Source organism: Streptomyces sp. Mut1 (assembly GCF_030719295.1).
Classification (GTDB): domain Bacteria; phylum Actinomycetota; class Actinomycetes; order Streptomycetales; family Streptomycetaceae; genus Streptomyces; species Streptomyces castrisilvae.
Map to the genome: position 1 here is coordinate 1,533,784 of NZ_CP120997.1, position 19,666 is coordinate 1,553,449.

A 19,666-nucleotide genomic window follows, 5' to 3' on the forward strand; every position below is an offset into this window, starting at 1 on the left:
GGGCCGGGGCCGGCCCCCACGGACGGGCCGGGGCCCGACGGCAGGCGCTGGGTACTCTCGGAGCAGGCCCGGTCCGCAGGCCGGGCGTCCAGTGATCCGAACCCGAAGAGAGCACCGCCGTGACGCACCCCTTCCTCGACCTCGCCCCGCTGACACCCGCGCATTTCGCGGCGATCGAGCGGCGGTTGGCCGGTCTGCTGGCCACCGAGCAGGACGTCGTCATCATGCAGGGCGAGGCGCTGCTCCCCCTCGAAGGCTGCATCCGGGGCGGCGCCCGCCCCGGTTCGACGGCGCTGAACGTGGTGACCGGCCCCTACGGGCAGACCTTCGGCAACTGGCTGCGCGACTGCGGGGCCGAGGTGGTCGACCTGGAGGTGCCGTTCCACACGGCCGTCACCGCCGCCCAGGTCGCCGACGCGCTGGCCGCGCACCCGGAGATCGACTTCGTCTCGCTGGTCCACGCCGAGGCGGCGACCGGGAACACCAATCCGGTCGCGGAGATCGGCGAGGTCGTACGGGCGCACGGGGCGCTGTTCATGCTGGATGCCGTCGCTTCGGTGGGCGCCGAGCCGCTGCTGCCGGACGTCTGGGGCGTGGACCTGTGCGTGATCGGCGCGCAGAAGGCGATGGGCGGGCCCGCCGGGGTGTCGACGGTGTCGGTGAGCGCGCGGGCCTGGGAGCGGATCGCCGCCAACCCGCGGGCCCCCCGCCGCTCCTACCTGTCGCTGCTCGACTGGAAGGAGCGCTGGATCGACGCGGGCCGCAAGGCGCTGCCGCACGCCCCGGCGCAGCTGGAGATGCTGGCCCTGGAGGCGTGCGTGGAGCGGATCGAGGCGGAGGGCCAGGACGCGCTGATGGCCCGTCACGCGGCGGCCGCCGCGGCCACCCGGGCCGGGGCACTGGCACTGGGCGGCGGTCTGACCCCGTACGTGCACGAGGCACGGGACGCGGCCCCGGTGGCGACCACGTTGCGCACGCCCGAGGGTGTCGACGGATCGGAGCTGGTCGCGCGGGCGCTCGCGGGTGAGCCCTCGCTGCCGCTGATCGCGGGCGGCGGGGCGCTGTCCAAGGAGATGATCCGGGTCAATCACTACGGGGTGGATGCGACGCGGGGCGCGGTGCTGTCCTCGCTCGCGGCTCTGGGAGCGGCGCTGGCCGACGCCGGCCGGCGGGTCGATCTGGAAGCTGCCCGGAAGGCCGTTTCGGAAACCTGGCCCAGCGCATAAATCGCGACGCATCCATAAATGCGGGGAGCTGCCATATTCAGAGCAGCTCCCCGCATTCTTCTGCCCGCTTTCCCCGAGGCTAAACACCCCAGTTCCAGAGGGACTCGTGGGGCGCATTTCGGTTGTGTGTGGAGAGAGTTATGAGCTTGTGACCGACTCCACACACACGGCGATTTGCCCGATAAATGGCGACCAAAACGGGAGGAAACGGAAGCGATTCGCGCTGGTGCGCGCACCCGCCTGATAACACAGAGAAGCTTCCCACCCAACCCCTGACGTCGATGCAATTTCGAAATTTGCTGGGTAAATTCAATTGCCATGACCGCCGCACCAGCAGATTTTGCAAGTGCCCGAAGCGAATTCATCACCATCGACACCCCACGAGTGGAGGACGGAGCCGCGATCTGGCGCATTGCCCGCGACTCCGAGGTACTGGACCTCAACTCCTCGTACAGCTACCTGCTGTGGTGTCGTGACTTCGCCGCGACCTCCGTGGTCGCTCGCGACGAGACCGGTGACCCGGTCGCCTTCGTGACGGGGTACATCAGGCCCGACCGACCCGAGACCCTCGTCGTCTGGCAGGTGGCCGTCGACCACGGCCACCGCGGGACCGGTCTGGCGGCGAAGCTGCTGGACTCCCTGACCGCGCGCGTCGCCGCCGAACAGGGCCTGGCCTCGGTCGAGACGACCGTCACCCCGGACAACACCGCATCGGACCGCCTGTTCACCTCCTACGCGCAGCGCCACGACGTGGCTCTGGAGCGCGAGGTGCTCTTCGACGGCGGCCTGTTCCCCGAAGGCACCCATCTGCCGGAAGTGCTCTACCGCATCGGCCCGTTCCACGCCTGAGCAGGCACTTCCTCCGCCGGGCCGCAGGCCCGCCGCAGCCAACCTTCACCGCCGCCCGTCACACCACCTCACGCAGGAGACCCGCTGTGACCATCACCCCGCCCGCCCTCAGTGTCTTCGAGACCCTCGAGTCCGAGGTACGGAGCTACTGCCGCGGCTGGCCCGCCGTCTTCGACCGCGCCCAGGGCGCCCGGCTGACCGACGAGGACGGCCACTCGTACCTGGACTTCTTCGCCGGCGCCGGCTCGCTCAACTACGGCCACAACAACCCCGTGCTCAAGCGCGCGCTGATCGACTACATCGAACGCGACGGCATCACGCACGGCCTCGACATGGCGACCACCGCCAAACGGGCCTTCCTCGAAACCTTCCAGAACGTCGTCCTGCGGCCGCGCGACCTGCCGTACAAGGTGATGTTCCCCGGCCCGACGGGCACCAACGCCGTCGAGTCGGCGCTGAAGCTGGCCCGTAAGGTCAAGGGCCGCGAGTCCGTCGTCTCGTTCACCAACGCCTTCCACGGCATGTCGCTCGGTTCGCTGGCCGTGACCGGCAACGCCTTCAAGCGGGCCGGCGCCGGCATCCCGCTGGTGCACGGCACGCCTATGCCGTTCGACAACTACTTCGACGGCCAGGTCCCGGACTTCCTCTGGTTCGAGCGGCTGCTGGAGGACCAGGGCTCCGGCCTCAACCACCCGGCCGCCGTGATCGTGGAGACGGTCCAGGGCGAGGGCGGCATCAACGTGGCCCGCGCCGAGTGGCTGCGCGCGCTCCAGGACCTGTGCCACCGCCAGGACATGCTGCTGATCGTCGACGACATCCAGATGGGCTGCGGGCGTACCGGCGGCTTCTTCTCCTTCGAGGAGGCCGGCATCACGCCGGACATCGTGACGCTGTCGAAGTCCATCAGCGGCTACGGACTGCCCATGTCCCTGTGCCTGTTCAAGCCGGAGCTGGACGTCTGGGAGCCGGGCGAGCACAACGGCACCTTCCGGGGCAACAACCCGGCGTTCGTCACCGCCGCCGCCGCGCTCGACGCCTACTGGTCGGACGGCCAGATGGAGAAGCAGACGCTGGCCAGGGGCGAGCAGGTCGAGCAGACGATGCTGGCCATCTGCGGCGAGCACGAGACCGCGCGCTTCCGCGGCCGGGGCCTGGTCTGGGGCCTGGAGTTCGAGGACCCGGCGCGCGCTTCGGCCGTCTGCGCCCGCGCGTTCCAGCTGGGGCTGCTGCTGGAGACCTCGGGCCCGCAGAGCGAGGTCGTGAAGCTGCTGCCGCCGCTCACCATCACCCCGGAGGAGCTGGACGAGGGCCTGCGCACGCTGGCCCGCGCCGTCCGCGAGACCGCCTGAGACCACCGGGGGGCCGCCGCGGCGGCCCCCCGGCACGCAACACGTCGTAGAGAGAAAGGCACCGAGCCACCGTGATCGTCCGATCGTTCGCCGACATCGAGAACACCGACCGGCATGTGAAGGCCGCTTCCGGCACCTGGGAGAGCAAGCGCATCGTGCTCGCCCAGGAGAAGGTCGGCTTCTCGCTCCACGAGACCACGATGTACGCCGGGACCGAGACGTCGATGTGGTACGCGAACCACATCGAGGCGGTCCTGTGTGTGGAGGGCGAGGCCGAGCTGACCAACGACGAGACCGGTGAGAAGCACTGGATCACGCCGGGCACGATGTATCTGCTCAACGGCCACGAGCACCACACGATGCGTCCCAAGACGGACTTCCGCTGCGTCTGCGTCTTCAACCCGCCGGTCACCGGACGGGAGGAGCACGACGAGAACGGTGTCTATCCACTGCTGACCGAGGAGGGCTGAGCCCATGACCACCGACGCACGCAACGACCTGTACCCCTCGCGCGGCGCCGCCGAGATGACCACTCCCCGCCAGGACCCGGTCATCTGGTCCGCGCCGGGCGCGCCGGGTCCCATCACCGCGAAGGAACTGCAGGGCTACGAGCACGACGGCTTCCTCACCGTCGGGCAGCTGATCGCCCCGGACGAGGTGGCCGGCTACCACGCCGAGCTGGAGCGGCTGATCGCCGATCCCGCCGTACGCGCGGACGAACGCTCGATCATCGAGCCGAAGTCGCAGTCCGTACGGTCGGTCTTCGAGGTCCACCGGATCAGCGAGGTCTTCGCCCGGCTGGTCAGCGACGAGCGGGTGGTGGGCCGGGCCCGCCAGATCCTCGGCTCGGACGTCTACGTCCACCAGTCGCGGATCAACGTCAAGCCCGGTTTCGGTGCCTCGGGGTTCTACTGGCACTCGGACTTCGAGACCTGGCACGCCGAGGACGGTCTGCCGAACATGCGGACGGTGTCCGTGTCGATCGCGCTGACCGAGAACTACGACACCAACGGCGGGCTGATGATCATGCCCGGCTCGCACAAGTCGTTCCTCGGGTGCGCGGGTGAGACGCCGAAGGACAACTACAAGAAGTCGCTCCAGATGCAGGACGCCGGCACCCCGTCCGACGAGGCGCTGACGAAGATGGCCGACCGGCACGGCATCAAGCTCTTCACGGGCAAGGCCGGTTCGGCGACCTGGTTCGACTGCAACGCGATGCACGGCTCGGGCGACAACATCACCCCGTATCCGCGCAGCAACGTGTTCATCGTGTTCAACAGTGTGGAGAACACGGCCCAGGAGCCCTTCGCGGCTCCGATCCGCCGCCCGGAGTTCATCGGGGCGCGCGACTTCACTCCGGTGAAGTAGCTTTCCCGAAAAGCCTGTTGGGGCGGTACGCGGCTGCGCGTACCGCCCTTCGGCTTGATCACCGCACACCGGTATTCCTGTGGGCCGCCCCCGGACACCCCATTAGAATCACGGAACTCCGAATGTGTGCGTAAGTGTGGGGGGAACCATGGCGCGACGGACCGGTCAGGGCGAGCGCCTCCGACGGGTGTCCGAACGGCGACGGAGCACGGACGGCCCGCCGGCCGAGCGGAATTCGGCCCGTACGGTCATCACCGCGTCGGTGCTGGCCGGGGTGTCCGCCGTGATCGTCGGCCTCATCACCGGCCTGGGCACCACGCTCCAGGACGCCGTCACGGACGCGCTGAGCGGTGACGGGAAACCGGCCGCCGCCGCACCGCAGGACGGGACGTCACCGGCCCCCGCCGCACCGCGCCCGGACCCGGCGGTCCCGGTCAAGGTGGCGGTCATACCGGAGGAGGGCGGCCCTTTCCTCGTCTCCGAGCACCGCGTGACGGGGGCGGACACGGACGCGGTGACCCGTGGAGACACGTCCCTGGAGGAATGGAACAGCCTGCTGCGGAAGATCAGGGCCACGTCGAAACACAAGACCGCGTACAAGATCGCCGTCACCAATGTCTCCTCCTCCACGGTCCGGGTCGTCGACATCGTCCCCGTGATCACGCGCCGCTCCGGGGCGCTCCACGCCACGATGATCGAACCCCTCGGAGGCGAGGCCGAGGAGAGCATCGAGGTCAGGCTGGACCTGGACGAGCGGTCTCCCGTGTTCACCCGGGCCGGAAGGCCGTACTTCGCCAGCACGTCACAGGTCCTCGAAGCGGGAAAGGGCTTCGTCATGGCCGTGGAGGCGAAGCTCCTGGGCAAGGAGTACGTCGAGTACCACCTGAGGGTGGACTACCTCGACGCGAAGGGCGAGCAGCGCTCGCTCCAGGTGAAGGAGCCCAGTACCCCCGTCGGCGTCTTCCGGATCTCCGGCTCGGTCGACGACACGCAGTACACCGACTTCTGGGGCCCGGACAAGGAGGGGCGGGGACGGCGGCTGTACACCGTGGAGGAGCGGAAGTGAACGGTCCCGGGCCGACCGCCCGCGGGGGCCCGGCGCCGGAATCAACTCGCTGGACCGCGCCACGGTCCGGCGGCGACAGTGGGCGGATGACCTCTCACGTACATCACGTCACCGTCGACTGCGCGAACGCCTACGAACTCGGATCGTTCTGGGCGCGGGTGCTGGGCGGATCGCTTGCCGACGACGACCTTCCCGGTGATCCCGAGGCGCTGCTCGAAACGCCCGGCGCGGCCCTCCTGTTCGTCACCGTGCCCGACCCGAAGGCCACCAAGAACCGCGTGCACCTGGACATCCAGCCCGACGACCGCACCCGGGACGAGGAGGTCGAACGGCTGCTGGCCCTCGGCGCCACCCTGGTCGCCGACCACCGCAAGCCGAACGGCCGCGGCTGGGCGACCCTGGCCGACCCGGAGGGCAACGAGTTCTGCGTGGAGTGCGGCGCCGGTGAACGGGCCGCGCTCACCGGTACGCGGCTGCCGGTCACCGCCGACGACGTGACCGAGGCGGTACGGCTGACGGTCGACACCCTCGCCGCCGCCGCGGACGCCGACTGGCGTGTCCCGGCCGGCACGCTGGCCTGGGACTGCTGGGAGACCGCGGAGCACCTGAGCGACGACCTGTTCGCGTACGCCGTCCAACTCGGCCCGCGCACGCCGCCGCTGGAGACCGAGGTGCCCTACCACTGGGGGCCCCGGCGCGAGGGCGGACCGTGGAACGCGGTCTTCGCCGACCCGGAGGCCGGCACGGCGGGACTGCTCCAGACCCTGGAGGCGAGCGGCGCGCTGCTGGCGGCGATGGCGCGTACGGCCTCGCCGGCCCTCCGCTCGTACCACGGGTACGGGGTCTCCGACCCGGAGGGCTTCGCGGCCATGGGCGTCGTGGAGACCCTGGTGCACGCCCATGACATCGCGTCGGGCCTGCGCGTCTCCTGGGAGCCGCCCGCCGCCCTGTGCGACCGGGTGCTGGCCCGGCTCTTCCCCGACGCCCCGGACGACGCGGACCGGTGGGCCGTCCTGCTCTGGTCCACCGGCCGCGGCGACCTGCCGGGCCGCGAGCGCGTCACCTCGTGGAAGTGGCACGGCGCCCCGCTCGACGCCGCCCCGCAAGGGTGACCCCGCGCGGCTGCCTGTGGGAGAACCAGTTCGCCGCCGGGAGCAGCTCCGTGCCGTAGCCGAACAGGGCCTGGTTCTCCCAGGCGCTGCCCTCGCCGAGGCGGTGGCGGGTGACGGCGGGGCGGCCGGCCGCGATGCCGTCGGCGTAGGACCACATCGTGCCTGACGCGGCGGACCGCCGGCTGTCCGGTGCGCAGGCCGGACGGCCCGTCCCGCTGACGCGGCGGACCGCCGGTGGCCCCCGTGCCCCACGCTCCGGTGCTCCGGTGCGTCAGCCGGCGAGGACCTCCAGCGCGCGGTCGACGTCGGCCTCGGTGTTGTACAGGTGGAAGGACGCCCGAAGGTTGCCGGCCCGCCCGGCGACCATCACCCCGGCCCGCTCCAGCTCCGGCGCCCGGTCGCCGAGCCCCGGCACCGCGACGACGGCGGTGTCCGCCGGGACCGGGGTGCGGCCCAGCTCCGCCAGCCCCGCGCGGAAGCGGTCGGCGAGCCCGGTGGCGTGGGCGTGCAGCGGCTCGATGCCGGTCTCGTGGAGCAGCGCGAGGGACTGTTCGGCGCCGTGGTACGCGAGGAAGGCGGGCGGCTCGTCGTAGCGGCGGGCGTCGGACGCGAGCTCGGTGACCGGCCCGTAGGTGCTGCCCCACGGGTCCTCGGCCGCGACCCATCCGGCGAAGACGGGCCTCAGCTCCGCCTGCGCCTCCTCGGTGACGGTGAGGAACGACGTGCCCCGGGGGCAGAGCAGGTACTTGAAGCCCGCGGTGACCGTGTAGTCGTACGCCCCGGCGTCCAGCGGCAGCCAGCCGGCCGACTGGGTGGCGTCCAGCAGCGTCCGGGCGCCGTGGGCGGCGGCCGCGGCCCGGACCGCGTCCAGGTCGGCGCGCCGGCCGTCGGCGGACTGCACCGACGAGAAGGCGACCAGCGCGGTCCCGGGCCGCACGGCGTCGGCCAGCTCCGCCAGCGGCACGTACCGCACGGTGAGGTCGCCCCGGACCGCGAACGGGCTGACCACCGAGCTGAACTCTCCCTCGGGCGCCAGGACTTCGGCCCCGGGCGGCAGCGAGGAAGCGATCAGCCCGACGTGGCCCGCGACCGAGCTGCCGACGGCGACCCGGCCGGCCGGGACCCCGGCGATGCGGGCGAACCCGTCCCGGGCCCGGTCCACCGCCTCGAAGTCCCCCGACCCGGCCCTGCCGCCACGGGCGTTCTCCTCGGCGAGGGCCTTCACGGCGTCGACGGTGCGGCGGGGCAGCAGCCCGCAGGTGGAGGTGTTGAGGTAGGTGGTCTCCGGCGCGAACTCGTCGGCCACGGCACGGCTGAGCGAAGACGTCATCATGCGCCCAGCCTGGTGCCTCCCCGACCTCCGGTCAATTGATAATATTTCACGGAAAACCCCAAGCCATGCTTATGCCCCGGGGCTGCCGCGGCCCGCGTGGGTCAGGCGTTCCCGGCCGCCCCCGGCACCTCGCACGCCCCGTCGGCGTCGCAGGCCGCCGCGTCCGTGCCGGACGCGGTCACCGGACGGTCCTTCCACGCCTGCTCCAGCGCCTGGGCGAAGACCTCGGCGGGCTGGCCGCCGGAGATGCCGTAACGCCGGTCGAAGACGAAGAACGGCACGGCGTTGGCGCCCAGCTCGGACGCCTCCCGCTCGTCGGCCCGCACCTCGGCGGCGTACGCGTTCGGGTCGGCGAGCACCGTGCGCGCCTCGTCCGCGTCGAGACCCGCCTCGACGGCCAGCTCCACCAGCACCGCGTCGTCGTAGACGGAACGCTCCTCGGCGAAGTTCGCCCGGTAGGCGAGGGTCAGCAGCTCGTCCTGGCGGCCGCGTGCCTTGGCCAGGTGCAGCAGCCGGTGGATGTCGAACGTGGAGCCGTGGTCGCGGCCCTCGGCGCGGTAGCCGAGCCCCTCGGCCCGCGCGTTGGACGCGACGTTGGCCTCCATCGAGCGGGCCTCCTCGGGGGTGCGCCCGTACTTCTGCGCCAGCATGTCGATGACCTGCCCGGTGTCGCCCTTGGCACGCCCGGGGTCCAGCTCGAAGGAGCGGTGCACCACCTCGACGTCGTCGCGGTGGGCGAAGCCCGCGAGGCCCTTCTCGAAGCGGGCCTTGCCGATGTAGCACCACGGGCAGGCGATGTCGCTCCAGATCTCGACGCGCATGACTCTTCTTCTCTCCGGACTCTCGGGCGGCTGCTCACACAGCGCGGAGGCACCCTCCGCTCCCCGCCCCAACGCATGCGGGGCCCGTGCCATTCCCGCCACCGCTCTCCCGCTCAGCGCTGCCCGGCCGGCGGCACGGCGCGGCACAGCACCAGGTGGTCGCCCGAGCGGGGACCGTCCGGGTCGGGGGTCCAGCCGCAGGCGGAGTAGAAGGCCTGGGCTCCCGTGTTGGGGGCGAAGACCTCCAGGCGGGCCTCCGTCACGCCGTGGCGCTGCCAGCCGGCCACGCACGCGATGTGCAGGGCGCTGCCGACGCCCTCGCGCCAGTGGGCCGGGGACACATGGAACTGGGAGAGGTGCGCGGAGCCTTCGCGTACCGAGTAGGCGGCGATGCCGACGAGGGCGCCGTCCCGTTCCGCGCAGAGCACGGTGGCGTCGTCCCGGCCGATGGCTCCCGCCCAGCCGTCCCGGCTGCGGGCCACCTCGGCGGCGCCCGCGTACTCCTCCTCGGGCAGGTGGCCCCGGTAGTAGGTGGCGCGTGCCTCGGTGTGCAGGGTGACTATGGCGTCGAGATCGGCGGCGGTAGCTGTACGGATCATGAAGTGAGGGACGCGCCCGGCCCGCGGCCGGTTGCCGTACGGGGTTCAGAGGGTTCAGAGGGTTCAGAGGGCGAACCGCTCCCCCGCGCGCAGGGCGCGTACGACGACGGAACCGGGCTCCGCCCCGGCGCGCACGAGGCGTACCTGCCCCGCCCCGGCCACCGCCGCCCGGCCGTCGGCCGTGACGGACAGCAGGGTGTTCTCGTCGAGGGCGACGCCGGAGGGCGCCTCGCCCCGGGCCACCGCCGCGATCAGCCGCCCGAGCGTCCCCCAGGCCGAGGTGTGCACATCGACGGTGTGCGGGAGGAGTCCCAGGCCGTCGCGGACCTCGATCTCGTCCAGGTCCTCCGCCGCGTCGTCGGGGCAGACGGGGACGCCCCGGTCGAGCCATCCGCCGACGAGGGCGCGGCGGGCGGCGACGACGGCGCCGGCGGAGAAGCCCGCGTAGGGCAGCGGCCGTTCGGCGATGATCCGGGCGACGGTCTCCCGCACCGGGGCGAGGGCGTCCTGATAGGCGGGGGTCAGTCCGCCGCCGACGAGCAGCCCGTCCAGCCCGGCGAGCTCCCCGGGGTCGAACACGCCGCCCTCCGGTACGAGCAGCGGGACGGGACTGACGCCCGGCGCGACCCGGCGCAGCACGCCGGCCCAGCGGGTGAACTGCCCGGCCCCGTCCCCCTCGTCGACGAGCAGGCAGCCCACCACGCCCTCGTCCCCCGCCTCGGCGAGAAACGGCCCGTACACGAGTGGCGCGGCGTCCTCGTCCCAGCCGCCCCCGATCAGATGCACGCTCACGACGGTCCCTCCCCCACGTTCCGGTCTCCGAGGCCGTGGGGCAGGCTCTCATGGCCGGGCGGCGCGGCGGTACGGGTTTCCGTCCGCGTGCGCCGCCCGTCTCCGGGGCTCCGTCAGCTGCCGTCGCGGAGGTCGGCCGGGGCGGCCGGCCGGAACGCGATCCGGTCGAACGACACCTCGCAGCCCTCGCCCGTGGGTGACTGGGCGAGGAAGCCGATGGAGGCGGCGGCCGACTGCTCCGGCGTGCCGAGGGCGAAGACGCGGACGAAGGTCCACTTCTCGCCGTCGGCCGACGCGTGGAACGCGAAGGAGTGGCCCGTGCGGCTCAGGCGCAGCCAGTGGCTGTCGCCTTCCACGACGAAGGAGTTGACGTCGTCGGAGTGGCCGCGGGTGACGACGGTGCAGATGGTCGGGTGGTCCGGGGAGAGTTCCAGGCAGAGCTTGGCCCACTCGTGGTCGCCGACGTGCAGATAGAGGACGGCCGCGTCGAAGGCGGCGGCGAAGCCGGCCCGCACCCGGGCGATCAGCTGGAAGTCGCCCTCCGGGGCGGGGCCCAGCAGCCGGGGCGCGTCGCTGACGGATTCCAGGCTGTCGCCGCCCGGCGGGACGAAGCGGTCCTGGCGGGCACCGGCGCGGCCGGTGAGCACGCCGTTCTCGTAGCTCCATCCGGCGTCCGGGCCGAACGGCTCCAGGGCGAAGGGGAGTTCGGGGAGGGTGGTGGTCATGCGGGTCGTCCGTTCACGCGGCGGGGCAGGCCCAGCGGGTTGTCCTCGCGCAGCTCCGGCGGGAGCAGCGCTTCGGGGGTGGTCTGGTAGCTGACGGGGCGCAGCCAGCGTTCGATCGCGGTGGCACCGACCGAGGTGGAGGTGGAGGTGGTGGCCGGGTAGGGGCCGCCGTGGTGCTGGGCGGGGGCGACGGCGACGCCGGTCGGCCAGCCGTTGACGAGGACCCGGCCGGCGAGGGGGGTGAGCGCGGCGAGGAGCCCGGCCGCGCTGCCGCCGGCCTCGTCGGTGGCGATGTGGAGGGTGGCGGTGAGGTTGCCGGGCAGCCGGGACAGGACGGCGGTGATCTCGTCCTCGGAGGCGTAGCGGGCGACGACGGTGACGGGGCCGAAGCACTCCTCCAGGAGCGCGTCGTGCGGGCCCTCGGCGGTGAGCAGCCGGGCCGGGACCGTCAGGAAGCCGGCCGCGACCGTGTGTTCGCCGCCCGCGCCGGGGGTGACCGGGGCGTCCACGTCCGGGAGCGCGGTCCGCTCCGTGACCCCGGCGAGGAAGGCGTCGCGCATCCGGTGGTCGAGCAGGACGCCGGCCTCGCTGTCGCTGACGGCCTCGGTGAGGGACTTCAGGAAGCGGTCGCCGCCCTCGCCCTCGGGGGCCAGGACGAATCCGGGCTTCGTGCAGAACTGGCCCGCGCCCATGGTCATCGAGCCGGCCAGGCCCGTACCGATCTGCTCGCCGCGCTCGGCGGCGGCCGCCTCGGTGACGACGACGGGGTTGAGGGAGCCGAGCTCGCCGTGGAAGGGGATGGGGACCGGCCGGGCGGCCGCCGCGTCGAACAGGGCGCGTCCGCCGCGCACCGAGCCGGTGAAGCCCGCGGCGCCGACGAGGGGGTGCTTGACGAGGGCGACTCCGGCCTCGAAGCCGTGCAGGAGGGTGACGACGTCCTCGGGCAGGCCGACCCTTACGGCGGCCCGGCGCAGCACGGAGGCGCACAGCTCGGAGGTCGCGGGGTGGTCGGGGTGGGCCTTGACGACGACGGGGCAGCCGGCCGCGAGGGCGCTGGCGGTGTCGCCGCCGGGGACGGAGAAGGCGAGCGGGAAGTTGCTGGCCGCGTAGACGGCGACGACACCGAGCGGGATCTTGTAGCGGCGCAGGTCGGGCCAGGGCGGGGTGCGGGTGGCGTCCTCGTGGTCGATGTGGATGTCGAGGTAGGCGCCTTCGTCGACGACCTCCGCGAAGGCCCGCAACTGGGCCGCGGTGCGGGCGAGTTCGCCGGTCAGCCGGGCCGGGCCGAGGGCCGTCTCGGCGTCGGCGGCCTCGATGACGTGGTCACCGGCCTCGGTGAGCAGCTCGGCCGCGGTACGCAGGAAGGCGGCGCGCACGGTGCGGTCGGCCAGCGCGCCGCGTACGGCGTGGGCGGCCCTGACCGCGCGGTCGACCTCCTCGGCTGTGGCCTCCACCGCAACCTGCTCGCGCGGGTTCCCGGTGCGGGGGTCGACGCTCCAGACTGGTGCTGCTGCCACCATGATTCCTTCCGCTCCACTGCCGCACATCAGACGCTGTCCGGTATAAGTTGTTCGGTATTCTGAACAGAGTTCCTGATCGTGAATATGAAGCGACTCTATTTCCGGGCGTTCGGTGTTGGCAAGAAGTCCCGGGGTTTCGTCGGTGGGCTGGAAGGGGCGTAGGGCGATGTCGGTTGCCGAGTCGGGTGGAGCGCAGGTCAAGTCCGCGGTACGGACGGTGGAACTGCTGGAGTACTTCGCCGGGCGGCCCGGCATGCATTCGCTCGCCGCGGTCCAGGAGGCCGTCGGATACCCCAAGTCCAGCCTCTACATGCTGCTGCGCACCCTGGTCGAGCTGGGCTGGGTGGAGACGGACGCGACGGGCACGCGGTACGGGATCGGCGTACGGGCCCTGCTCGTCGGCACCTCGTACATCGACGGGGACGAGGTGGTCGCCGCGGCCCGCCCCACCCTGGACCGGCTCTCCGACGACACCACCGAGACCATCCACCTGGCCCGGCTCGACGGGACCAACGTGGTCTACCTGGCCACCCGCCAGTCCCAGCACTACCTGCGCCCCTTCACCCGCGTCGGCCGCCGGCTGCCCGCCCACTCCACCTCGCTCGGCAAGGCCCTGCTGGCCACCTACAGCGACGAGCAGGTCCGCAAGATGCTGCCCGAGACGCTGCCCGCGCTCACCGAACACACCCTGACGGACCGGGAGAAGCTCATCGAGGAGCTGCACCGGATCCGCGAGCAGGGGTACGCGGTGGACCGCGAGGAGAACACCCTGGGGCTGCGCTGCTTCGGTGTCGCCGTCCCCTACCGCACCCCGGCCAGGGACGCCATCAGCTGCTCGGTGCCGGTCGCCCGGCTGACGCCCGCACACGAGCAGATGGTCAAGGACGCGCTGTTCGACGCGCGCGACCGCCTGACGCTCGCCACCCGGCGGCTCTGACCGCCCGGCCGGTCCTCCCCCGCGCGGCGGAGGCGGATCGTCATCCGGCAGGACGTGCGGCGACGCGCCGCCCGGCAGCGTGGGGGCATGACACGGATCTCCGCCCCGCCCGTTCCCGCGACGGCCCTCCGCCCCCTGCGCGCCGCGCTGCGCACCGTCGCGATCGTCTCCTGCCTGCCGTACATCGCGCTCAAGACGGCGTGGGTGGCGGGCAGCCGGGTCGGGATTCCGGACGGCAGCGCGCTGCTGGACCACCGCGCCCCGATGGCTGTCGCCAACGGCGGTTCGGTGCTGATGGACGGCGCGGTGGTGGTCCTCGCCCTGCTGCTCACCCGGCCCTGGGGCCTGCGGGTGCCCGCCTGGCTGCTCGCGCTGCCGATGTGGACGGCGACCGGGCTGCTGCTGCCGATCATGACCGGGTACCCGCTGCAACTGCTGGTCCGGGCCCTGAGCGCAGACACCGCCGGCCCGGAGGACACGGGCGGCCCCTTCCTGCACGAGTGGGTGTTCGGGGTCGTCTACGGCGGCTTCATCCTCCAGGGCCTGTCCCTGGGTACCCTCTTCGCGCTGTACGCCCGCGACCGCTGGGGCCACCTCTGGCGGGGCACGCTGCGCGATCTGCCCGGCAGCCCCACCGCACCGGCGCTGCGAGCCGGGGCCGTCGCCGCGTCACTGCTCGCCCTGGTGCCGGTCACCACGCATCTGCTCCGGGCGGCCGGCCTGGTCTCCGGCCGTGACGCCGGTCGGGACAGCGGCTTCCAGGTCGTCGAAGCGGTGTACGCGCTGTGGGCCGCCGCTACCGTGGCCGGGATCCTGCTGCTCGCCTTCCGCCGGTCCGCGCTGCCGCTGCGGGTGCCGCTCGCGCTGGCGTGGGGCGGTTCCGGGGCGACGGCCTGCTGGGGCGGCTGGCTGAGCCTCGCCTCACTGGGCCGTGCCGAAGGGGACGCCCCCGGCATGGTGCTCACCTACGCTGTGCAGATGCTGGTCGGAACGCTGGTGGTGACCCTCGGCGCGTACTTCCTCGCGGAGCGCGCGGCCGGTTCGCGGGGCGCCCCCGCATGACCCCGCTCATAGGCCGGCTCCTGGGCCGGCGGGCCCGGCTGCGCTGGCTGCACCTGATCGTCGGCGGCGCCCTGCTCATGCCGTACTTCCTGGTCGGCACGGTGTTCGTCGGCTTGTACGCGCCCGACACGAACGTCTTCACCTCGCTCCCCGCCCAGCTCGCCGCTCTCGCCTGCGCCTTGCCGATGGCCGCCGTCACCGCCCTGCTGCCCACCGCCCGGCCCCTCTCGGTGGCCGCCGCCCGCGCCCTGTGCGGTCTCGCCCCGGACCGGCCGCTCGCGGACGGCCCCGGCCGTTCCCGGCAGGCGCGGGTCCGCTGCTCCGGCTGGTTCACGCTGCACGTCGGGCTCGGCGGCGTCATCAGCGGGATGACCCTGGCGCTCGTCCCGTTCGCCGTCTGCGTCATGGGGCTGCCGTTCCTCCCCGCCCTGCGCGACTCCTTCGTCCCGCACGTCCCCCCGGCCCTGGACCGGCCCTGGGTCCTGGTCCTCGCGCCCCCGGCCGGGGCGGCCATGCTCCTCGCGCTGGCGGGCTGCGCGACGGCGGCCGGGGCCCTGCTCGCCGGCCGGGCCCCGGTGCTGCTCGGCCCCACCCCGGACGACCGGCTGGCCGCCGCCGAACGCCGGGCCGCCGATCTCGCCGTACGCAACCGCCTCGCCCGCGAGCTGCACGACTCGGTCGGCCACGCGCTGAGCGCCGTCACCCTCCAGGCGGGGGCGGCCCGCCGGGTCCTGGACAGCGACCCGGAGTTCGCCCGGCGGGCGCTCACCGCGATCGAGGAGACCACGCGCCGCACGGTCGGCGAACTCGACGCGGTGCTCGGGCTGTTGCGGCAGGGCGGCGAAGGGCCCGGCACGCCCGCCGGACCGGGGCTCGAAGCGCTGGGCGGGCTGCTGGCCCGGTGCGGGGTGCCCGTGCGGTACACGGCCGACGGCGACCCGGGCACGGTCCCCGGACCGGTGTCGGCCGAGGCGTACCGGATCGTGCAGGAGGGACTGAGCAACGCGCTGCGGCACGGCGCGCCCGGTTCGCCGGTCCGGCTGCGCGTCGATGTCGGCCCCCGGGAGCTGGGGCTCGTCCTGGACAGCGCGCTCCCGCCGGGTCCGCCGGTGGCCCGCCCCGGTGGCGGGCGCGGCCTGACCGGCATCGCGGAGCGCGCCCTGCTGCTGGGCGGCACGACGGAGTCCGGGCCCCGCGACGACGGCGTGTGGCGGCTGGCCGCCCGCCTCCCCCTGGACACACCCGTGAAGGAGCGACGATGAGCACGACGGTCCGGATCGTCCTGGCCGACGACGAACAGATGGTGCGCACCGCCCTGCGGGCCATCCTGGACGCGGAGGACGGCCTGGAGGTGGTCGGGGAGGCCGCCACCGGCGCCGAGGCGGTCTCCGTGGTGCGGGCGCTGCGGCCCGATGTGGTGCTGATGGACGTCCGGATGCCCGAGACCGACGGCATCCGGGCCACCGAGCAGATCCTCGCCGGTCTCGACCCGGCCCCGCGCGTCCTGGTCGTCACCACCTTCGAGCACGACGCCTACGTGTACGAGGCGCTGCGCGCCGGGGCGGCGGGCTTCCTGCTGAAGCGGGCGGCGGCCGAGGAGATGGTGCGGGCGGTGCGGCTGGTGGCGTGCGGCGACTCGCTGCTCTTCCCGTCCGCCGTGCGGCGGCTGGCCGCCGCGTACGGGACGCCCCGGCCGGCCCCCGCCCCGCCCTGGGCCGCCCGGCTCACCGAGCGGGAGGCACAGGTGCTGCGGCTGATGACGGCGGGGCTGACCAACGCGGAGATCGCCGGCCGGCTGGCGGTGGGCGCGGCGACGGCCAAGACGCATGTGGCCGCGGTCCTCGCGAAGACCGGGGCCCGGGACCGCACGCAGGCCGTCATCACGGCGTACGAGTCGGGGTTCGTCACGCCCGGCTGAGCGACCCGGCACCCGCTCCCGCCCACATGAGGAATCGGTGAGAAGCGGCACAACGGGGAACGAAGCGCCGGGCGCCGCTCGTCCCACCAGCGGGATGAACAAGACGATCAGGCGCGCCTCGGTCTTCTGCCTGCTGCTGGTCCTCGCCCTCCTGGGGCGGGCGACCTGGGTGCAGGCGTACCAGGCACGGGCGCTCGCAGACGACGACCACAACCGGCGGAAGACCATCGCGCAGTACGCGCAGCCGCTGGGCGACATCATCGTGGCCGGCTCCCCGGTCACGGGCTCGAAGAGGACGGAGGGCAGCGACCTCGCGTACAAGCGGACCTACCCGCGAGGTGACCTCTACGCGGCCGTAACCGGCTACGGCTCGCAGGCGTACGGCTCCACCCAGCTCGAAGGGATCTACAGCTCGGTCCTCGACGGCACCGACGACCGGCTGAAGAATCCGCTGGACGTGCTGACCGGCAAGCAGGCCGAGCCCGGCGACGTCGTGACCACGATCGACCCGGACGTCCAGAAGGCGGCGCGCGACGCGCTCGGTGACGACAAGGGCGCGGCCGTGGCGATCGACCCGCGGAGCGGACAGATCCTCGGCATGGTCTCCTCGCCCTCCTACGACCCGTCCACGATCAGCGGGACCAACGACGGCGACACCTGGCAGAAGCTGCTCACCGACCCGGACAAGCCGCTGGTCAACCGGGCGCTGCGGCAGCCGCTGGCGCCCGGTTCGACGTTCAAGCTGGTGGTGGCGTCCGCCGCGCTGGAAAACGGCCTCTACGGCTCGGTCGACGAGCCGACGAAGAGCCCCAGCCCGTACACGCTGCCCGGCACCAGCACCCCCCTGAGGAACGAGAGCGCCTCCGCCCCCTGCGAGAACGCCTCGCTGCGCGTGGCGCTCCAGTACTCGTGCAACAACGTCTTCGGCAAGGTCGCCGCCGACCTCGGGCAGGACAAGGTGCGGGCGATGGCGGAGAAGTTCGGCTTCAACACCGAGAAGCTCGACGTGCCGGTCCGGGCCTCGAAGAGCGTGTACCCGACGGAGATGGACAAGGCGCAGACGGCGCTCACCGGCATCGGCCAGTTCGAGGTGACCGCCACCCCGTTGCAGATGGCGATGGTCTCGGCGGCCCTGGCCAACGGCGGTGAGCTGGCCGCCCCGCACATGGTCTCCAAGGTGACCGACGGGGACGGCGGCACCCTGGAGGACTTCGCGGACGGCGACACGGAGCGCATCGTCTCCGCGTCCACCGCCGAGCAGCTGCGCAGCGCCATGGTCACCGTGGTGGAGCAGGGCACCGGCACCAACGCCCGGATCTCCGGCGCCGAGGTGGGCGGCAAGACGGGCACCGCCGAGAACGGCGTGGACAACAGCAACACCCCGTACGCCTGGTTCACCTCGTACGCGAAGTCCGGCGGCCAGGCGGTGGCGGTCGCGGTGGTCGTGGAGGACTCCGGCGCGGCTGCATCCGAGGTCAGCGGCAACGGCCTCGCGGCGCCGATCGCCCGGAAGATGATGGAGGCTGCGCTGCGGCGGTAGGGGCGTGTCGAAGCGCTTGCGGGACGCGGTACGCTCACGCCCCGCCCCGCACTCCGGGCGGTGACGTATCCGCACGGGCCGGGGGTGCGCGGGATCGAGCGCAGGGACGAGGTAGCTGTGGGCGCAGCCGTCGACGATGCCGCCGCCGAGTTCCATGAGTTCTTCGAGGCCCACTACGCAGAACTCGCCCGCCTCGCCCATCTGCTGACCGGTGAGGCCGATGCCGCCGACGATCTCGCGGCCGACGCGCTGCTCGCGCTCTGGCACCGCTGGGACCGGGTCCGCGAGGCCGGCCACCCGGTGGCGTACGCGCGCGGGGTCGTCGCCAACCTGGCCAGGACCCGCATCCGCAGCGCGGTGCGCGAACGCCGCCGGATCGCGCTGTTCTGGGCGCCGCGCGGCGGGGAGGGCGGCGCCGCGGACGGTCCGGACGTGCCTGCGGTGATCGACGTCCAGGAGGCGCTGCGCCGGCTGCCGTTCCGCAAGCGCGCCTGTGTGGTGCTGCGGCACGCCTTCGACCTCTCGGAACGGGACACCTCGCTGGTGCTGGGGATCTCGGTGGGTACGGTGAAGAGCCAGACCTCGCGCGCCGTCGCGGAACTGCAACGGCTGCTGACGTCCCCCGGGCCCGAGACGCCCGCCGCGCGGGTCCGGGTGGCCCTCGCGGCGCAGCGCAGCGGAGGAGACCGGTGAAGGACCAGGAGCTGACCGGGCGGCTGCGGGACGCCGCCGAGGCCCACCGCCCCGACCGGGAGCGGATGCTGGCCCGGGTCGAGCGGGGCATGGCGGCGGGCCGCGGCCCGGTACGGGCGGTGCGCCCGGCGCGCGCGGCGCTGCCGTGGCTGCGGGTCGCGGGTGCGACGGCGGCGGTCTGCGGAGTGCTGGCGGCGGGGACGTTCGCCGTCACATCGGCGGGCGACGACGGCCCGGCGCACGGCCGGCGGGTGGCGGCGGCACCGTCCGGCCCGGACCCGTCCCCCTCCCCCACCGCGGCCACGACACCGCCGATGGCGCTCGGCACCCTGCGCCCCGAGGACGGGCCGCTGTGGACGGGTGGCGTGGTCGACCCGCACAGCAACGCGTACTGGGCGCAGAGCAATGTGACGCTGCGGACGACCGAGCCGCTGTCCTCGCTCACCGTGGAACTGCGGATCGCGCTCACCGGCGGGGTGAACAGCACCGGCTCCTGGCATTCGCTGCCGGAGCCGGACTTCACCGTGTCGGCGACCGAGGACGGCGGCTACCTGGTCTACCGGTGGACGCTGAGGGCCGGCCGGACGGTCCCGGCCGGCACGCACACGTTCGCCGGGCAGTACAACCACGCGCAGGGCGAGCGGGACGCGACCGGCGACTACGTGACCGCGCACGCCGTCCGGGTCACCGGCCGGCCGGCCGCGGTGGGCGACCGCTTCGGCCAGGACCGCTGACCGGTCCGCCGGCCGGCGGACC

20 protein-coding genes and 1 pseudogene are annotated in these 19,666 nt (G+C 73.2%); 14 read left to right on the forward strand and 7 right to left on the reverse strand.

What is annotated here, in order from left to right; genetic code table 11:
- Positions 1-119 precede the first annotated feature (119 nt).
- The 7 genes from P8A18_RS06435 (at position 120) to P8A18_RS06465 (ending at position 6,970) form a co-directional block, all read left to right on the forward strand.
- On the forward strand, positions 120-1,226 hold the full coding sequence (locus P8A18_RS06435; protein WP_306052548.1) for an aminotransferase class V-fold PLP-dependent enzyme: 1,107 nt from the start codon (positions 120-122) through the stop codon (positions 1,224-1,226).
- Positions 1,227-1,610: 384 nt separating this feature from the next.
- On the forward strand, positions 1,611-2,075 hold the full coding sequence (gene ectA, locus P8A18_RS06440) for a diaminobutyrate acetyltransferase (protein ID WP_018553314.1): 465 nt from the start codon (positions 1,611-1,613) through the stop codon (positions 2,073-2,075).
- Between the two features lie 86 nt (positions 2,076-2,161).
- Positions 2,162-3,424, forward strand: a complete 1,263-nt coding sequence (ectB, locus tag P8A18_RS06445) for a diaminobutyrate--2-oxoglutarate transaminase (protein WP_018553313.1) — start codon at positions 2,162-2,164, stop codon at positions 3,422-3,424.
- 71 nt (positions 3,425-3,495) lie between these two features.
- The gene (locus P8A18_RS06450) at positions 3,496-3,894 is read left to right on the forward strand and encodes an ectoine synthase (RefSeq protein WP_018553312.1); all 399 of its coding nucleotides are present in this window, start codon (positions 3,496-3,498) and stop codon (positions 3,892-3,894) included.
- A 4-nt stretch (positions 3,895-3,898) separates the two neighbouring features.
- The gene (thpD, locus tag P8A18_RS06455) at positions 3,899-4,792 is read left to right on the forward strand and encodes an ectoine hydroxylase (RefSeq protein ID WP_306052555.1); all 894 of its coding nucleotides are present in this window, start codon (positions 3,899-3,901) and stop codon (positions 4,790-4,792) included.
- Positions 4,793-4,940: 148 nt separating this feature from the next.
- The gene (locus P8A18_RS06460; RefSeq protein ID WP_306052557.1) at positions 4,941-5,858 is read left to right on the forward strand and encodes a hypothetical protein; all 918 of its coding nucleotides are present in this window, start codon (positions 4,941-4,943) and stop codon (positions 5,856-5,858) included.
- An 86-nt stretch (positions 5,859-5,944) separates the two neighbouring features.
- A complete protein-coding gene (locus tag P8A18_RS06465; RefSeq protein WP_306052558.1) occupies positions 5,945-6,970 on the forward strand; it encodes a VOC family protein in 1,026 nt (341 codons plus the stop codon).
- Here the strand turns inward: P8A18_RS06465 and P8A18_RS34265 are convergent.
- From P8A18_RS34265 to P8A18_RS06495, 7 genes and pseudogenes are all read right to left on the reverse strand, one after another.
- Positions 6,918-7,130, reverse strand: a pseudogene (locus P8A18_RS34265) (hypothetical protein); the annotation flags it as partial. The gene P8A18_RS06465 and the pseudogene P8A18_RS34265 overlap by 53 nt on opposite strands.
- Before the next feature lie 111 nt (positions 7,131-7,241).
- The gene (locus P8A18_RS06470; RefSeq protein ID WP_306052560.1) at positions 7,242-8,303 is read right to left on the reverse strand and encodes an aminotransferase class V-fold PLP-dependent enzyme; all 1,062 of its coding nucleotides are present in this window, start codon (positions 8,301-8,303) and stop codon (positions 7,242-7,244) included.
- 101 nt (positions 8,304-8,404) lie between these two features.
- A complete protein-coding gene (locus P8A18_RS06475) occupies positions 8,405-9,124 on the reverse strand; it encodes a DsbA family oxidoreductase (protein ID WP_306052562.1) in 720 nt (239 codons plus the stop codon).
- A 113-nt stretch (positions 9,125-9,237) separates the two neighbouring features.
- Positions 9,238-9,723: a GNAT family N-acetyltransferase gene (locus P8A18_RS06480; RefSeq protein ID WP_306052564.1), complete on the reverse strand. Its 486-nt coding sequence runs from the start codon at positions 9,721-9,723 to the stop codon at positions 9,238-9,240.
- A 63-nt stretch (positions 9,724-9,786) separates the two neighbouring features.
- The gene (locus P8A18_RS06485; RefSeq protein ID WP_306052566.1) at positions 9,787-10,515 is read right to left on the reverse strand and encodes a type 1 glutamine amidotransferase family protein; all 729 of its coding nucleotides are present in this window, start codon (positions 10,513-10,515) and stop codon (positions 9,787-9,789) included.
- 113 nt (positions 10,516-10,628) lie between these two features.
- Positions 10,629-11,240 (reverse strand): DUF1349 domain-containing protein, encoded by a 612-nt coding sequence (locus P8A18_RS06490; protein ID WP_306052568.1) that lies wholly within the window; start codon positions 11,238-11,240, stop codon positions 10,629-10,631.
- The gene (locus P8A18_RS06495; RefSeq protein ID WP_306052570.1) at positions 11,237-12,757 is read right to left on the reverse strand and encodes an aldehyde dehydrogenase (NADP(+)); all 1,521 of its coding nucleotides are present in this window, start codon (positions 12,755-12,757) and stop codon (positions 11,237-11,239) included. The genes P8A18_RS06490 and P8A18_RS06495 overlap by 4 nt, the downstream gene beginning before the upstream one ends.
- 169 nt (positions 12,758-12,926) lie before the next feature.
- Between P8A18_RS06495 and P8A18_RS06500 the strand changes: the two genes are divergently transcribed.
- The 7 genes from P8A18_RS06500 (at position 12,927) to P8A18_RS06530 (ending at position 19,644) form a co-directional block, all read left to right on the forward strand.
- The gene (locus tag P8A18_RS06500; RefSeq protein ID WP_306052572.1) at positions 12,927-13,697 is read left to right on the forward strand and encodes an IclR family transcriptional regulator; all 771 of its coding nucleotides are present in this window, start codon (positions 12,927-12,929) and stop codon (positions 13,695-13,697) included.
- Positions 13,698-13,784: 87 nt separating this feature from the next.
- Positions 13,785-14,759 (forward strand): hypothetical protein, encoded by a 975-nt coding sequence (locus P8A18_RS06505; RefSeq protein WP_306052574.1) that lies wholly within the window; start codon positions 13,785-13,787, stop codon positions 14,757-14,759.
- Complete coding sequence (locus P8A18_RS06510) at positions 14,756-16,021, forward strand: sensor histidine kinase (protein ID WP_306052576.1); 1,266 nt, start codon at positions 14,756-14,758, stop codon at positions 16,019-16,021. The genes P8A18_RS06505 and P8A18_RS06510 overlap by 4 nt, the downstream gene beginning before the upstream one ends.
- Positions 16,018-16,677, forward strand: a complete 660-nt coding sequence (locus P8A18_RS06515) for a response regulator transcription factor (RefSeq protein WP_306052578.1) — start codon at positions 16,018-16,020, stop codon at positions 16,675-16,677. The genes P8A18_RS06510 and P8A18_RS06515 overlap by 4 nt, the downstream gene beginning before the upstream one ends.
- A 94-nt stretch (positions 16,678-16,771) precedes the next feature.
- Entirely contained in the window at positions 16,772-18,217 is a 1,446-nt protein-coding gene (locus tag P8A18_RS06520; RefSeq protein WP_306052580.1) for a peptidoglycan D,D-transpeptidase FtsI family protein, read from the forward strand.
- A 117-nt stretch (positions 18,218-18,334) separates the two neighbouring features.
- A complete protein-coding gene (locus tag P8A18_RS06525) occupies positions 18,335-18,910 on the forward strand; it encodes a SigE family RNA polymerase sigma factor (protein ID WP_306060715.1) in 576 nt (191 codons plus the stop codon).
- The gene (locus P8A18_RS06530; RefSeq protein WP_306052582.1) at positions 18,907-19,644 is read left to right on the forward strand and encodes a hypothetical protein; all 738 of its coding nucleotides are present in this window, start codon (positions 18,907-18,909) and stop codon (positions 19,642-19,644) included. Before P8A18_RS06525 ends, P8A18_RS06530 begins: the two co-directional genes overlap by 4 nt.
- The last annotated feature ends 22 nt before the right edge of the window (positions 19,645-19,666 follow it).

Bases quoted from the DNA above. Each gene is read 5' to 3' on its own strand.
- thpD (WP_306052555.1), top strand. From the start codon at position 3,899: ATGACCACCGACGCACGCAACGACCTGTACCCCTCGCGCGGCGCCGCC.
- P8A18_RS06460 (WP_306052557.1), top strand. From the start codon at position 4,941: ATGGCGCGACGGACCGGTCAGGGCGAGCGCCTCCGACGGGTGTCCGAA.
- P8A18_RS06465 (WP_306052558.1), top strand. From the start codon at position 5,945: ATGACCTCTCACGTACATCACGTCACCGTCGACTGCGCGAACGCCTAC.
- P8A18_RS06470 (WP_306052560.1), bottom strand. From the start codon at position 8,303: ATGATGACGTCTTCGCTCAGCCGTGCCGTGGCCGACGAGTTCGCGCCG.
- P8A18_RS06475 (WP_306052562.1), bottom strand. From the start codon at position 9,124: ATGCGCGTCGAGATCTGGAGCGACATCGCCTGCCCGTGGTGCTACATC.
- P8A18_RS06480 (WP_306052564.1), bottom strand. From the start codon at position 9,723: ATGATCCGTACAGCTACCGCCGCCGATCTCGACGCCATAGTCACCCTG.
- P8A18_RS06490 (WP_306052568.1), bottom strand. From the start codon at position 11,240: ATGACCACCACCCTCCCCGAACTCCCCTTCGCCCTGGAGCCGTTCGGC.
- P8A18_RS06500 (WP_306052572.1), top strand. From the start codon at position 12,927: ATGTCGGTTGCCGAGTCGGGTGGAGCGCAGGTCAAGTCCGCGGTACGG.
- P8A18_RS06505 (WP_306052574.1), top strand. From the start codon at position 13,785: ATGACACGGATCTCCGCCCCGCCCGTTCCCGCGACGGCCCTCCGCCCC.
- P8A18_RS06510 (WP_306052576.1), top strand. From the start codon at position 14,756: ATGACCCCGCTCATAGGCCGGCTCCTGGGCCGGCGGGCCCGGCTGCGC.
- P8A18_RS06515 (WP_306052578.1), top strand. From the start codon at position 16,018: ATGAGCACGACGGTCCGGATCGTCCTGGCCGACGACGAACAGATGGTG.
- P8A18_RS06520 (WP_306052580.1), top strand. From the start codon at position 16,772: ATGAACAAGACGATCAGGCGCGCCTCGGTCTTCTGCCTGCTGCTGGTC.